This is a genomic window from Ancylothrix sp. D3o, assembly GCF_025370775.1.
GTDB lineage: Bacteria > Cyanobacteriota > Cyanobacteriia > Cyanobacteriales > Oscillatoriaceae > Ancylothrix.
Window position 1 is genome coordinate 189,009 of the sequence record NZ_JAMXEX010000011.1, and the last position, 12,594, is coordinate 201,602.

General features: G+C 41.6%; 14 protein-coding genes. 7 read left to right on the top strand and 7 right to left on the bottom strand.

Features of this window, described 5'->3' with window-relative positions; all coding sequences use genetic code 11:
- Positions 1-106 precede the first annotated feature (106 nt).
- The 3 genes from NG798_RS18475 to NG798_RS18485 all read left to right on the top strand — a co-directional run bounded on the left by NG798_RS18475 (position 107) and on the right by NG798_RS18485 (position 3,023).
- Positions 107-1,567, top strand: coding sequence for an RtcB family protein (locus tag NG798_RS18475; protein WP_261225170.1), 1,461 nt, complete (start codon positions 107-109; stop codon positions 1,565-1,567).
- 14 nt (positions 1,568-1,581) lie between these two features.
- Positions 1,582-2,469 carry a GTP-binding protein gene (locus NG798_RS18480; protein ID WP_261225171.1) on the top strand — a complete coding sequence of 296 codons (888 nt, stop codon included), beginning with the start codon at positions 1,582-1,584 and terminating at the stop codon, positions 2,467-2,469.
- A gap of 122 nt (positions 2,470-2,591) precedes the next feature.
- Complete coding sequence (locus tag NG798_RS18485) at positions 2,592-3,023, top strand: archease (protein ID WP_261225172.1); 432 nt, start codon at positions 2,592-2,594, stop codon at positions 3,021-3,023.
- A gap of 18 nt (positions 3,024-3,041) precedes the next feature.
- Here NG798_RS18485 and NG798_RS18490 read toward each other — a convergent pair whose 3' ends face one another.
- From NG798_RS18490 to NG798_RS18500, 3 genes are all read right to left on the bottom strand, one after another.
- On the bottom strand, positions 3,042-3,833 hold the full coding sequence (locus NG798_RS18490) for an ABC-2 family transporter protein (RefSeq protein ID WP_261225173.1): 792 nt from the start codon (positions 3,831-3,833) through the stop codon (positions 3,042-3,044).
- 45 nt (positions 3,834-3,878) lie between these two features.
- Complete coding sequence (locus NG798_RS18495; protein ID WP_261225174.1) at positions 3,879-4,877, bottom strand: ATP-binding cassette domain-containing protein; 999 nt, start codon at positions 4,875-4,877, stop codon at positions 3,879-3,881.
- An 85-nt stretch (positions 4,878-4,962) separates the two neighbouring features.
- Positions 4,963-5,115 carry a hypothetical protein gene (locus tag NG798_RS18500; RefSeq protein WP_261225175.1) on the bottom strand — a complete coding sequence of 51 codons (153 nt, stop codon included), beginning with the start codon at positions 5,113-5,115 and terminating at the stop codon, positions 4,963-4,965.
- A 147-nt stretch (positions 5,116-5,262) separates the two neighbouring features.
- Here NG798_RS18500 and NG798_RS18505 point away from each other — a divergent pair, with 147 nt between their 5' ends.
- The 3 genes from NG798_RS18505 (at position 5,263) to NG798_RS18515 (ending at position 6,892) form a co-directional block, all read left to right on the top strand.
- Positions 5,263-5,634, top strand: coding sequence for a hypothetical protein (locus tag NG798_RS18505; protein WP_261225176.1), 372 nt, complete (start codon positions 5,263-5,265; stop codon positions 5,632-5,634).
- Complete coding sequence (locus NG798_RS18510) at positions 5,609-5,977, top strand: type II toxin-antitoxin system PemK/MazF family toxin (RefSeq protein ID WP_261225177.1); 369 nt, start codon at positions 5,609-5,611, stop codon at positions 5,975-5,977. The genes NG798_RS18505 and NG798_RS18510 overlap by 26 nt, the downstream gene beginning before the upstream one ends.
- Positions 5,978-6,064: 87 nt before the next feature.
- On the top strand, positions 6,065-6,892 hold the full coding sequence (locus tag NG798_RS18515) for a DNA adenine methylase (protein WP_261225178.1): 828 nt from the start codon (positions 6,065-6,067) through the stop codon (positions 6,890-6,892).
- A gap of 24 nt (positions 6,893-6,916) precedes the next feature.
- Here the strand turns inward: NG798_RS18515 and NG798_RS18520 are convergent, their stop codons facing one another.
- Complete coding sequence (locus NG798_RS18520; RefSeq protein ID WP_261225179.1) at positions 6,917-7,852, bottom strand: metallophosphoesterase; 936 nt, start codon at positions 7,850-7,852, stop codon at positions 6,917-6,919.
- 139 nt (positions 7,853-7,991) lie between these two features.
- Here NG798_RS18520 and NG798_RS18525 point away from each other — a divergent pair, with 139 nt between their 5' ends.
- Positions 7,992-8,741, top strand: coding sequence for a hypothetical protein (locus tag NG798_RS18525; protein WP_261225180.1), 750 nt, complete (start codon positions 7,992-7,994; stop codon positions 8,739-8,741).
- Between the two features lie 79 nt (positions 8,742-8,820).
- Here NG798_RS18525 and NG798_RS18530 read toward each other — a convergent pair whose 3' ends face one another.
- The 3 genes from NG798_RS18530 to ftsH4 all read right to left on the bottom strand — a co-directional run bounded on the left by NG798_RS18530 (position 8,821) and on the right by ftsH4 (position 12,565).
- Entirely contained in the window at positions 8,821-9,828 is a 1,008-nt protein-coding gene (locus NG798_RS18530) for a tetratricopeptide repeat protein (protein WP_261225181.1), read from the bottom strand.
- Between the two features lie 34 nt (positions 9,829-9,862).
- Positions 9,863-10,549 carry an N-acetylmannosamine-6-phosphate 2-epimerase gene (locus NG798_RS18535; protein WP_261225182.1) on the bottom strand — a complete coding sequence of 229 codons (687 nt, stop codon included), beginning with the start codon at positions 10,547-10,549 and terminating at the stop codon, positions 9,863-9,865.
- A 141-nt stretch (positions 10,550-10,690) separates the two neighbouring features.
- Positions 10,691-12,565 carry an ATP-dependent zinc metalloprotease FtsH4 gene (gene ftsH4, locus NG798_RS18540; RefSeq protein WP_261225183.1) on the bottom strand — a complete coding sequence of 625 codons (1,875 nt, stop codon included), beginning with the start codon at positions 12,563-12,565 and terminating at the stop codon, positions 10,691-10,693.
- Positions 12,566-12,594 lie beyond the last annotated feature (29 nt).

Here is a 12,594-nt window from a genome sequence, read left to right on the forward strand (position 1 = left end):
TACTATCCGGCATAGAATCGGGTATAAACTACCATTTCAAATTCTGCCTAGCTGTACCATTTCCGAAAACCTTTAAAAGTTTTTTGTTAGCAGGAGCAAAGCCAAAATGTCTGTTTTTAAAAGTTTAGAAAAAATCTCGGATACGATTTGGGAAATACCGGCAAGTTATAAGGAAGGGATGCGTGTACCGGCCCGCATTTATGGCACTGAAAAATTAATTCAAGAAATGGATGAGGGGGTGTACGAACAAATTACCAATGTTGCGACTTTACCAGGCATTACAAAGTATGCTCTGTGTATGCCAGATGGGCATTTTGGCTATGGTTTTCCTATTGGTGGAGTGGCGGCGATGGATATTGCCGAAGGTGGGGTAATTTCGCCGGGGGGAATTGGTTTTGATATTAATTGTGGGATGCGTTTGGTGGTAACAAATTTAACTTACCACGAGGTAAAACCTCATCTTAAAAAAATTGTAGACCGGCTTTATGAAAGAGTGCCGGCGGGGGTAGGAAGCACCGGCTTTGTGAAGCTTTCTCGCTCAGAATTTCGCAAAGTGGTAGAACAAGGTGCAAAATGGTGTGTGGAACATGATTATGGATGGGAACAAGATTTAGAATTGATCGAAGAAAACGGCTGCATTCAAGGTGCAGATGCTTCTAAAATTAGTGATAAAGCAATTGATCGGGGAGTCAATCAAATTGGCACTTTGGGTTCAGGAAATCATTATTTAGAAATTCAAGTTGCCCACAAACAACATATTTTAGATCCCGAAATTGCTAAAATTTATGGCATCACCCAACCCGATCAAGTTGTGATTATGTTTCACTGCGGAAGTCGGGGTTTTGGGCATCAAGTGGCAACTGATTATTTGCAAACTTTCCTAAAAGTAATGGAAAGCAAATATGGGATTAAAATTTTAGATCGGGAATTGGCTTGTGCGCCGTTTAATTCTCCCGAAGGACAGGCTTATTTTTCGGCGATGAAGTGCGGGTTAAATATGTCTTTTGTTAACCGGCAAGTAATTTTACACCGCATTCGAGAAGTTTTTTCGGAAATTTTTGGCCGGTCTGCCGAAGATTTAGGAATGGAAATGGTGTATGATGTGGCACACAATACGGCAAAATTAGAACAGCATATTATTGATGGGAAAAACCGCACTCTTTTGGTACATAGAAAAGGGTCTACCCGTGCTTTTGGCCCGAATATGCCTGATCTTCCAGAACGCTATAAAAATGTCGGACAGCCGGTAATTATTGGCGGAAGTATGGAAACCGGCTCTTATTTATTGGCGGGTGTTTCTAGTGGTGCCCAAAGCTTTTTTAGCACTGCACATGGTAGCGGTAGAACAATGAGTCGTACCAAAGCTCGCAAAATGTATCGCGGTGAAACATTGCAAAAAGATATGGAAAAGCGGGGAATTTATGTTCGTAGCACTTCTTGGGCGGGTTTAGCTGAGGAAGCTGGGGACGCTTATAAAAATATTGATGATGTGATTCAAGCAACAGAATTAGCCGGTCTTTGTAAGCCGGTTGTTCGCTTTACTCCCATTGGCAATATTAAAGGATAATTTGAGGATAATTTATGCTGCCAATAAGAACGCCGTTAACAGTAATCACCGGCCCTCTGGGAAGTGGAAAAACCACACTTTTACGCCATATTCTTGATAATTTTCCTAAAAAAATCGCAATTTTAATGAATGAATTTGGGGAAATTGCCATTGATAGTAAAATTATTGCGGGTAAAAATGTAGAAATGGCAGACCTTGGTGGGGGTTGTGTTTGCTGTTCACTTTTGGGGGAGTTTGAAGCGGCGGTTAATGAAATTATCGACACAATTTCTCCTGATAATATTGTTGTGGAAACCACTGGCGTTGCAGAACCGGATGCGCTGGTTTTTGATATTCAAGAAAGTTTGCCGGTGGTGCGTTTGGATGGTGTAATTACTGTTGTTGATGCGGATGGTTTTGTTAAATATCCCCACATTGGGCACACCACGCGAATACAAATTGACGCGGCGGATACTTTGCTTTTAAATAAAGTTGATTTAGTCTCGGAGGATGAGTTAAAAAGTTTGCAAGAAAAGCTGCACTCTTTAAATGAAATTGCTTCTATTGTGCCGGCGGTACGCTGTCAAGTGGATGTGGATTTATTATTTGGAATTGGGCGAGAGCGTGTACAACCGGCACCGCATCACGTTCATCAGTTAGAGTATGAATCTTTTAGCTATAAAACATCAGCTATTTTTAACCAAGAAGCATTTGAAGAATTCGCTGCTACTCTGGCTCCAGATGTTTACCGAGCTAAAGGTTTTATTAAGTTTGAATCGGGGATTTATTTGTTTAATTTTGTGGCGGGGCGCTGGGATTTAGAAGTTTTTGAACAAGAAGCAACCGAGCTAGTTTTTATTGGCAAACAAATCAGCCAGAAAAAACAAACAATTTTAAATCAACTGCAAAAATGCGAGTTATAAGATATGATCTTTTTGAACCGCAGATAAACGCAGATGGACGCAGATAAATGGCACGCAGGATGCCGGCCCCACAGATAGGTTAATTTTTCAACCGGATAGGGTATTATAGGTATTATAAAGTTATGGGATACCAATTTTTAGAAGATATTGCCATTGCCGATATTGCCTTTGAAGCTTGGGGAAAAGATTTAGAGGAGCTTTTCATTGCGGCGGGTGATGCAACGGTGAATACAATGGTGGATAATTTAGAGGCGATTGAAGCCACAGAAACCCGCAGTTTTGAGTTAGAAGATGATGCGCTGGATATGCTGCTGTTTAACTTTTTGCAAGAGTTTATTTATTATAAAGATAGTGAGTTGCTGCTTTTGCGAGCAAAGCAAGTTAAAATTTCTCAGGAAAATGGAATTTTTGAATTAAACGCGATAGCAAAAGGTGAAAAATTAGATATCAGCCGGCATCATCAGCGCGTTGATGTCAAAGCGGTTACTTTACATCGTTTTAAGTTAGAAAAAACTGATGCCGGTTGGCAAGCATTGGTGATTTTAGATATCTGATTTTTCCCAATCAAGCTATTACGCACCCATACCAGAATAATGTTTTAAACCTTTTTTCCATAACCAACGATTCAAGACAAAAAACACTGCACTCCAAGCCAACATTACCAATAAACCGCGCCCAACATTCACCGGCAATCCTACCAACAACGCGGCTGGAAAATAGACTAAATAAGGAAACGGAGTCCACTCTACCACCGTTCGCACTGCATCAGGAAACACATCTAAAGGTGCAATCATTCCAGAAAGAAAGAGGTAAATCAAAAACCAAAATTGCTCAATAGCGCTTGCTCTTTCTATCCAAAAGGCAAACATTGCAAACGTATATTGAATCAAAAACCGCAAGCAAAAAGCAACAATAACGATGAGCAAAAACAACAAAATATTGCCCACAGATGGCACCCAAAACGAAGCCGGATAAAGGGCAAAAAATAACAAAATCAGCCCCAAAATAAAAGGAAACCGAGCAAATCTTTCCGAAATATGAGAAATTAAATGATGCCAAACGGGATCAATAGGCTGCAATAAACGAGGTGAAAGCTTACCTTGAACAACTTCTTTTTCAAACTCCCAAATTACCCATACCACATTCATTTGCCGCACAATAAACGCGGCTAAAAAATAGCGAGCAAACTGCACCGGCTCTAAACCATATCCCGCCCCTTGACCGGCTGCTTTAATCCAAATTCCCATCAAAATAAAAGGCAAAGAACCTGAGATAGCCCACAAAAACAACTCAGCCCGATACTCCAACATATAAGCATAATAAGTAACCAATAAAGTCTTAACTATGTTAATTATCTTATTCATTAATCCATCCTTTTTATCTGCGTTAATCTGCGTTAATCTGCGGTTTCAAACAACTCCACTACGAAAAACTCGCCCTATCACCTCCTCAATGGGTGGATCGGTGATGGTTAAATCTAGCACCTCCAAATCAGCCAAAATCTTAGCAACAGTCCCCGTTAACTCATCTCGACGCACCAACAAACGCACTGATTGCCCTTCTATTTCTTCAACCTCTCCATAAATGTCTAAAGAAACGCCTTTTTTTGCTTCTAAATCTGAGAGAGGATGCGCTAACTCTAATTTAACTTCCCGATAGGGTGCAAATCTTTCCAACAAACCATCTAAACTGCCATCATAAATTAATTGCCCTTGGTGAATTAAAATCACACGCTTACATAAAGCCGTAATATCTGCCATGTAATGACTTGTTAATAAGACGGTTGCTTGATATTTTTGATTATATTCTCGCAAAAATTCTCGCACTCCGACTTGTGCATTTACATCAAGCCCCAAAGTAGGCTCATCTAAAAATAATACTTCAGGCCGGTGTAATAAGGCTGCCATTAATTCGGCTTTCATGCGTTCGCCTAAAGACAGTTTCCGCACGGGCTGATTTAATTTTCCTTGCAATGATAACATTTCTGTTAATTCTCCCACCCGCAAGCGATATTCACTATCAGAAATGCCATAAACAGCGCTGTTAATTTTCAGTGAATCAAGAGCCGGTAAATCCCAGATTAACTGTTGTTTTTGCCCCATAACAAGGGTGATTTTTTGCAGAAAAGATGCGTGGCGTTCAAAGGGAATTTGCCCCGCGACGCGCAGTTTTCCGGCTGAGGGATAAATTAGGCCGGTGAGCATTTTTAAAGTAGTGGTTTTCCCGGCACCATTTGCGCCTAAAAAACCCACAACTTCTCCTGGTTGAATTTCAAAGGAAACTTTTTTTACGGCTTCTACTTGCCGGTAGGTGCGGCGGAAAAAGTGTTTTACGGTGCCGGCGAATCCCGGTTCTTTGACCGCCACCGGATAGACTTTTGTTAAATCTTCAGCGATAATAATTGACATATATTAACCCTTTTCCCATTTGAGTAGGTTGGGTTAAACGAAGTGCAACCCAACCAAAATATTATATCCAAAAATAAGCTAAAACTCATGTTAGCACAGTTAGAGGCAATCCAAAACGCAAATGTTCTAAAAATAATAGGCGATAACCTTGTTGACTGACAAGCTCTGCTACAATTAAATTAGCAAACGAACCCAATACAGTTAAATTGCCGGTGGTGAGGCTGCTAGTAATAACCAAAAATAAGTGATTGCTTTTGTGATAAATATGCCCCCTTAATTCTACGTTATTTGGCGAATTTGTTTGCCGACATTGGCCGGCTTTTCCAGGCAGTGCTACAATTAAATTATCTTGCTAATATTGAAATGTAAAAATAACTTAGAAGCCATGACAGAAAATCAAGCCTTGATTTCACAACCACAGTCCGAGAATCAAGAAGATTTATCGATTAGTCTGAAAGAAAAAGTTTTTGCTCAAATTAAAGCTGGAGAATTCGTAGAGGCTTTAGAAACCGCCCAAAAAATTGAAATGGAATCTCACCGGGTAGAAGCGCTTAAAATTCTTTCTGATGCTGCTTATCCTGATGGGGGAGAACAAGTGGTTGCTCTCAAGGCTTTGTTGCTGTTGCCAATGGCAGAGCGCAATGCCATATTAGCAAAGCAAGTAGAATCAGTAAAAGACTGTTTTCTGCCTGGATCGGAGGAAATGGAATGGGTAGAGGAGTATGTAGAAAATGACAACTGGGACGAGCAGTTTTGAACCGAAAAGAGGAGAAATTTGGCGGGTAGAATTTGACCCCACAATAGGGGATGAAATTCAAAAAACCCGCCCTGCTATTGTCATTAGTGCTGATGGTTTGGAAGGATTAGAACTGCGTCTCGTGGTTCCGATTACTGGTTGGAAAGCTTCAATGGTTAGGTTTTCTTGGCTTGTAAAAGTACACCCTTCGCCGCAAAACGGTTTAACAAAACTTTCGGCGGCGAATCCTTTGCAAACTCGTTCGGTTTCTTTAGAACGCTTTTCAAGAAAATTGGGGGTAATTGAAGACACCCAGTTACAATTAGTTTTGTTAGGCTTGAGTGTTGTAATTAAATACCCTTAAATTTGTCGGGTGCCGGTGTGGTTTTTTATAACTCACCGGCAGATTGATTTTCTCCCAATTATCCAACAACCTGATATTCTTAGTTAAATGTTACCTTCTCTCTCACCGAAAATTTCCCCGCGTCCATTTTTGAAATGGGCTGGCGGGAAAACGCAATTGCTTGAACAATATCAACCCTATTTTCCGGCTTCTTTAGAAACTTACTATGAGCCGTTTTTAGGCGGCGGTGCTGTATTTTTTAATTGGCAACCAAAGCAGGCTTTTTTATCCGATATTAATGGGGAATTAATTAATACTTATTGTTGTGTTAGAGATGAAGTTGAAGCATTAATTATGCTTTTGCAAGAGCATCAATTGAAACACAATAAAGATTATTATTATGAAATGCGGGCCGGTGGCTGTGGCTCCAACTTGGAAAGAGCAGCACGTTTTATTTATTTGAATAAAACTTGTTTTAATGGTCTTTACCGCGAGAATTCTAAAGGACAATTTAATGTGCCGGTGGGTAGATATAAAAACCCCTCAATTTGCAACCCTGATTTATTGCGCTCAGCTTCAGCCGCCTTAAAATTTGCCCAAATAGAAGTCAAAAGCTTTGACGCAGTTTTAGAACTCGCAAGAGATAGCAGAGATTTTGTTTATTTTGACCCTCCCTATCATCCCATCAGCAACACCAGTAATTTTACAAGTTATAGTCGTTTTTCCTTTAGCGAAAATGACCAAATTCGCCTCAAAGATACATTTGCTATTTTGGCAAACCGGGGGGTAAAAGTGATGCTTTCTAATTCAGATTGTTTCTTGATCAGAGAACTGTACCAAGACTTTAAAATTCATGTCATTTCGGCTTCGAGATCCATTAACTCCAACACAAAAAAACGCGGAAAAATCACGGAATTATTAATCACTTCTTATTGAAGTAAAAACCGTATTTAAAAATGCTTAAACTTTCCCCATCAACACAACTCCCTGATCAAAAATTTGATTTTGGGTATCAATTGCACTTAGCACAATATGGCCGGCATAAACATCATAAGCAACAAAACTTAACTCACTCCTTGAATAAGCTGTTACCTCCGACCGGCCCACAGCGCGAGTATCAGCACCGGCCCCACAAGTTAAAAAAGTAGTACCATTAATAGAGCGAATCCGTTCATAATTATGGTCGTGACCATTAATATAAAGTTGCACCCCATATTTCAAAAACAACGGCGCTAACATTTCTCTAATTTCCACATTTGAACCATGTATTCCTGATGAATAACAAGGGTGATGACCAAATACAATTTTCCAAACAGCATCACTTTTGCTGAGTTCATTCTCTAACCAGGGAAGTTGTGTTTTCCAATCAGCATTTCTATTTGTATCTAAAGCAAAAAATTGCAAATTATCGCGGCGAAACGTATAAAAGCGCCGGCCATTCATATTAAACTTTGGATATTTTACCTGGGGATCGCCATTATCAGTCCTAACATCGTGATTTCCCAAACAAGCATAAAACTTGACCCCAGCTTCTAAAAGCTTCTCGTAAGGTTTTTCAAAAACCTGTTCAACTTTGCTGATTTCGCCATTATTATAAATATTATCGCCCGCCAAAATCACCATATCAAAAGCCGTTTGTTCGTGATAACGAAACATCGCATTTGCCACCGCATATTGACCCGTTCCGCCGGTGCCTGTGTCCGCTACCGAAACAAACCGAAATAGCGGTTTATTTAACTTTAAAGCCATCAGCGTCGCTTGTTCTTCTGCTGTAGGCGGAGGCGTAAAACCACTTCTGCTAAAGGCCGGTTTTCCCTGCCAAAACTTGCCAGTAAATATTAAACCTAAACCGGTGAGACTGCCTAAAAAAAGAAAATCGCGTCGTTTTAGCTTCATAAAACTTAAACCAAATGTAAGGCCAAAACAGGACAAAACCCTCTAGCTAATCCTAGCAAAATGATAAATTAACCAAAAGAGTATGCCTCTTTGAATTTACCCAATATCCAAACATTATTGCCACCCTCCGTTAAATCCCATGACCGAAAACCAGCCTCAACCACCCCAAAATCCCCAGAAACCCTCCTTGGTAAAAAGCCTCACCATCCAAGCGTTACGAGGCACCATTTCCCTGCTAGAAACAGCCGTCGAAAAACTAGAAGCGCCCCCACCGGCAGTCCCCCAACCCTCAATTTTTGCCGTTCTTTGGAATAGTTGGGTGGGAGTTTTAGCGTTGGTTCGCCCTATTTTACCCGCCTCTATCAGCCAAAAAATACCCGACTGGGGATTAACCGGCGCCTTTGCGGGAATTCTTGCTTTAGTATTGTGGACAAGCAGCACAATTATATCAAGCAAACCGCCAGAACTTGCCCAAGTTCCTATTAGCGGAGAACCGGTTTCGCCTAGCTTAACAGAACCGGCCCCAGAACTGCCAGTGCAAGTCGAACCCGAAGAACTGCCCGAACCCCAATTAACCCCCGAACAGCGTTTAATTGCCTCAATTCAAGAAGACATTTCTAGCGCCACCAGCGATTACGCAGAAGGCTTAATTCAATCAATCCAAGCCAATTTTAGAGGCAGTTTATTGATTGTAAAAATTACCGATGAATGGTATAATTTGCCCCCTTCCCGCCAAGATAAATTAGCCAAGAATATGCGGCAAAGTGCCAAGCAATTAGATTTTAGCCGGTTAGAAATTACTGATCCACGCGGCAATCTTTTAGCGCGCAGTGCAGTTGTAGGTGAAGATATGATTATTTTGAATCGCCGGTTGAATACAGAGGTTTAATATCTCCATCTTGCTCTGCCAAAAACCCGGTTTCTTTTAGAAACCGGGTTTTTATAACTTTTAACTAAGAGCCATACTTTCAACCATCCAAAAATTCCCCCTCCAAAAACACCGGATGAGTACCCAACTGGCTAACATCTTCCTTATCCCAAACACTAATCGTTGTATTGAAATATTTACTACGATTACTGTAATCAATTTGAGGAGCTTGTTTAGCCACCGGCTTACCTTCTGGAGTGCCTCTTTGCGCTTGATAAAACGTATAAGCCTCCGCATTAATACACATCACATGATAAAAATCCTTATTCGCACCAGGCTCATCTCCAGACTTTAACTTTGCCAAACCACGATTCATAAAAGCCTTAACAAAAGTCGGATCAATTTCCACCGCCTTACTATAATCTTGAATCGCACTGTGATAATCTTTTAAATGCGAATACACACAGCCCCGATTGTAATAAGCATAAACATTTCTCGGCTCCAACTTCAAAGCCAGATTATAATTTTGAATTGCTTGGTGATACTCAGCAATGTGATAATAAGAAAGCCCCCGATTAATATATGCCTTCGTGTACTTTATATTTAAACGCAACGTCGTATCAAAATCTCGAATAGCCGCCTGTTTATCTCCCGCCAAATAGTAAGCGCGTCCGCGATTATAGTAAAATTTATAATTCGTCGTATTAATTTTTAAAGCCCTGCCATAATCTTCGATAGCCGCTGCATAATCTTGTAAATTTGCATAAGCTAAACCCCGATTATTATAAGCAGCATCCAGCCGGTATTGACGAGCAATAACCAGAGTTAAATCTTCCACAGCTTTTTGATTTTCCCCTAACTTCCGCCAAGTATTCCCGCGATAAAAAAGCGCCTTCACTAAAAGCGGATCGAGTTGCAAAGCCCTCGTAAAATCCTCCACCGCTTTTTGATACTCTTTTTGGTAATAATAAGCCTGTCCCCGCTGATTATAAGCCTCAGCAAACAGCGGATTAAACGTCAAACTCTGCGTAAAATCAACAATTGCCCCCTTAAAGTCGCCCCGGCGATTTTTTGTGATGCCTTGCTCGTATGATTGTTGTGCAGTCATAGTGATTTTTTCCTTATTTTTCGCAGTTTTACAATCATTCATCAGCCTTCACCAGCGCAGCTTGATAAGCTTTGGCCAGTAAATCAATGCCAGTGATTGCACCCCCGACAACCACAGCATACGCACCCAAATCTAACGCTTGCTTGGCTTGCACCGGCCTAGAAATCCCACCCTCACAAATCACCGGCACATACAACTTTTCTACCATTTGAACCAACAAATCCAACCCTGGCGGAGGAAAATTTTTTGTGTCAGCGGTATATCCATAAAGCGTAGTACCCACCAAATCAGCACCCGCATCAACCGCTGCCATTGCTGCTTCTATGGTATCCACATCTGCCATCACCGGCAACCCTAATTCGTCGTGAATTCTCTTAATTAAAACTTCTAACTTTTCCGGACGATTCCGCAACGTTGCATCCACAGCAATAATATCAGCACCGGCCTCTGCGATAGCCTTGGCATCTTGAAATAACGGCGTAATATAAACGTCATATCCTGGTAACAATTGCTTCCATAAACCAATCACCGGCACCCCCGCACCCAGCCTTTCTTTCACCGCTTTAACATGAGCCGGTGTATCAATTCTCACCCCCGCCGCGCCTTGATTAATAGCCGCCTTTGCCATAGCCGAAATAACGTAGGGATCATGTAAAGGTGAGTCTGCCGGTGCTTGACAAGAAACGATTAACTTTTTTTCGATTTGTTGAATAGCATTCATCGGCTTGGATAACTAAAAAATGGTTTACAGACGATAATTTTATCACTGAGGTTATTTTTTTAACCGCAGATAAACGCAGATAAACGCAGATAGGCTATCGGCGTCCATCTGCGTTTATTTGTGTCCATCTGCGGTTTTTTTTTAAACCCCAGCCGCCACCTTTTCAGGCGAACGTACTTGAGCTAAGAGATTTTGCAATTGATCTCCCTCAATCACCTCCACCTCCAAAATTCGCTGAGCAATTTCTTCCAATAAATCGCGGTTTTGGTTTAAAATATCCAGCGCTTGTTGGTGAGCATTTTCGACAATTTCTTTCACTTCTCCATCAATAGCTTTGGCAGTTTCGGGACTAACAGCGCGGCGAGGATTCATACCACCTTCACCCAGAAAACTGTTTTGTTGACCTTTTTCATAAGCCAGAGGGCCAAGCACTTTACTCATCCCATAAGTTGTCACCATTCTTTCTGCTAAATCCGTAGCGCGTTGCAAGTCATTGGAAGCGCCGGTGGTGATGCTGCCAAATACAACTTCCTCGGCTGACCGGCCTCCTAAAAGAGTGGCAATTTGACCGCGTAATTCTGCTTCATCCATCAAGAAACGGTCTTCGGTGGGTAGTTGTAAAGTGTAGCCTAAAGCAGCCATTCCTCGCGGCACAATTGAGATTTTTGCAACTTTCCCGCCACCCGGCATTAAGGAACCTACTAAAGCATGACCAACTTCGTGATAAGCGACAATTTTCTTTTCTTTTTCATTGAGGACGCGGCTTTTCTTTTCAAGACCGGCCACTACGCGCTCAATGGCTTCGGAAAAGTCAGCTTGAGCAACAGTTTCTCGGCGCGATCTTGCCGCTAAAAGTGCCGCTTCATTAACCAGGTTTGCTAAGTCTGCACCCGCAAAACCAGGAGTACGGGTAGCAATCATTTTAAGATCAATATCCGGCCCTAATTTGACTTTGCGAGCATAGATTTCTAAGATAGCTTGCCGGCCTGATAAATCGGGACGATCAACTAACACTTGCCGGTCAAAACGTCCCGGTCGCAATAAGGCCGGATCAAGCGTTTCTGGTCGGTTAGTTGCTGCTAAAACAATCACGGTTGCTTCCGTAGCAGCAAAACCATCCATTTCTGTCAGCAATTGGTTTAAAGTTTGCTCGCGTTCATCATTTCCACCCATGAAATTACCGCTGGCGCGAGATTTGCCAATCGCATCTAATTCATCGATAAAAACAATACAAGGAGCTTTCTTTTTCGCTTGTTCAAATAAATCTCTAACTCGCGCTGCACCGGCCCCTACAAATAACTCAACAAATTCGGAACCAGATATGCTGAAAAATGGCACACCGGCCTCCCCTGCAACCGCTTTCGCCATCAGGGTTTTTCCTGTCCCTGGAGGGCCCACTAATAACACCCCTTTAGGAATACGAGCCCCAATAGCCGTAAACCGTTGCGGTGCTTTTAAAAACTCCACAATTTCTGCTAACTCAACTTTCGCTTCTTCAACTCCAGCCACATCAGCAAATGTAGTTTTAGCCGATTCGCCTTCGACATAAACTTTAGCTTTACTTTTAGTAATTGAAAGCGCACCTTGCGGCCCGCCGCCACCCCTACCTAAGAAAAATTGCCAAATTCCTACAAAAATTAATGGCGGAATAATCCAACTTAATAAACTACTAAACCAACCATTATTAGACGGCGGCGCTGCGGCAAATTCCACGCCTTTTTCTTCTAAACGTTTTGGCAATTCTAAATCAAAAATTGGCGTCGTTGCTAAAATTTGACCCGGCTGGCCGTTTTCATCTTTGAGTTGATAGCGAATGTTATCTTGACCCACCGAAACCCGCGTCACATTTCCATCTTGCACTTGCTCGATAAATATGCTATAAGGAACTCGTGGAATTTGTGGGCCAAATAATTGCGGCAAAAATAAATTTACCAGCAAAAAACCCCCCGATACCAATAACAGAATATTACCGATTAAACGTGAGCGAGGCTGTTGAGGCTTGTCTTTTATACTCATAGGTAGTTGCTTTGATTCGATAGCGATTC

Bases quoted from the DNA above. Each gene is read 5' to 3' on its own strand.
- NG798_RS18535 (WP_261225182.1), bottom strand. From the start codon at position 10,549: ATGAATGCTATTCAACAAATCGAAAAAAAGTTAATCGTTTCTTGTCAA.
- NG798_RS18475 (WP_261225170.1), top strand. From the start codon at position 107: ATGTCTGTTTTTAAAAGTTTAGAAAAAATCTCGGATACGATTTGGGAA.
- NG798_RS18480 (WP_261225171.1), top strand. From the start codon at position 1,582: ATGCTGCCAATAAGAACGCCGTTAACAGTAATCACCGGCCCTCTGGGA.
- NG798_RS18495 (WP_261225174.1), bottom strand. From the start codon at position 4,877: ATGTCAATTATTATCGCTGAAGATTTAACAAAAGTCTATCCGGTGGCG.
- NG798_RS18530 (WP_261225181.1), bottom strand. From the start codon at position 9,828: ATGACTGCACAACAATCATACGAGCAAGGCATCACAAAAAATCGCCGG.
- NG798_RS18510 (WP_261225177.1), top strand. From the start codon at position 5,609: ATGACAACTGGGACGAGCAGTTTTGAACCGAAAAGAGGAGAAATTTGG.
- NG798_RS18490 (WP_261225173.1), bottom strand. From the start codon at position 3,833: ATGAATAAGATAATTAACATAGTTAAGACTTTATTGGTTACTTATTAT.
- ftsH4 (WP_261225183.1), bottom strand. From the start codon at position 12,565: ATGAGTATAAAAGACAAGCCTCAACAGCCTCGCTCACGTTTAATCGGT.
- NG798_RS18505 (WP_261225176.1), top strand. From the start codon at position 5,263: ATGACAGAAAATCAAGCCTTGATTTCACAACCACAGTCCGAGAATCAA.
- NG798_RS18520 (WP_261225179.1), bottom strand. From the start codon at position 7,852: ATGAAGCTAAAACGACGCGATTTTCTTTTTTTAGGCAGTCTCACCGGT.
- NG798_RS18525 (WP_261225180.1), top strand. From the start codon at position 7,992: ATGACCGAAAACCAGCCTCAACCACCCCAAAATCCCCAGAAACCCTCC.
- NG798_RS18515 (WP_261225178.1), top strand. From the start codon at position 6,065: ATGTTACCTTCTCTCTCACCGAAAATTTCCCCGCGTCCATTTTTGAAA.
- NG798_RS18485 (WP_261225172.1), top strand. From the start codon at position 2,592: ATGGGATACCAATTTTTAGAAGATATTGCCATTGCCGATATTGCCTTT.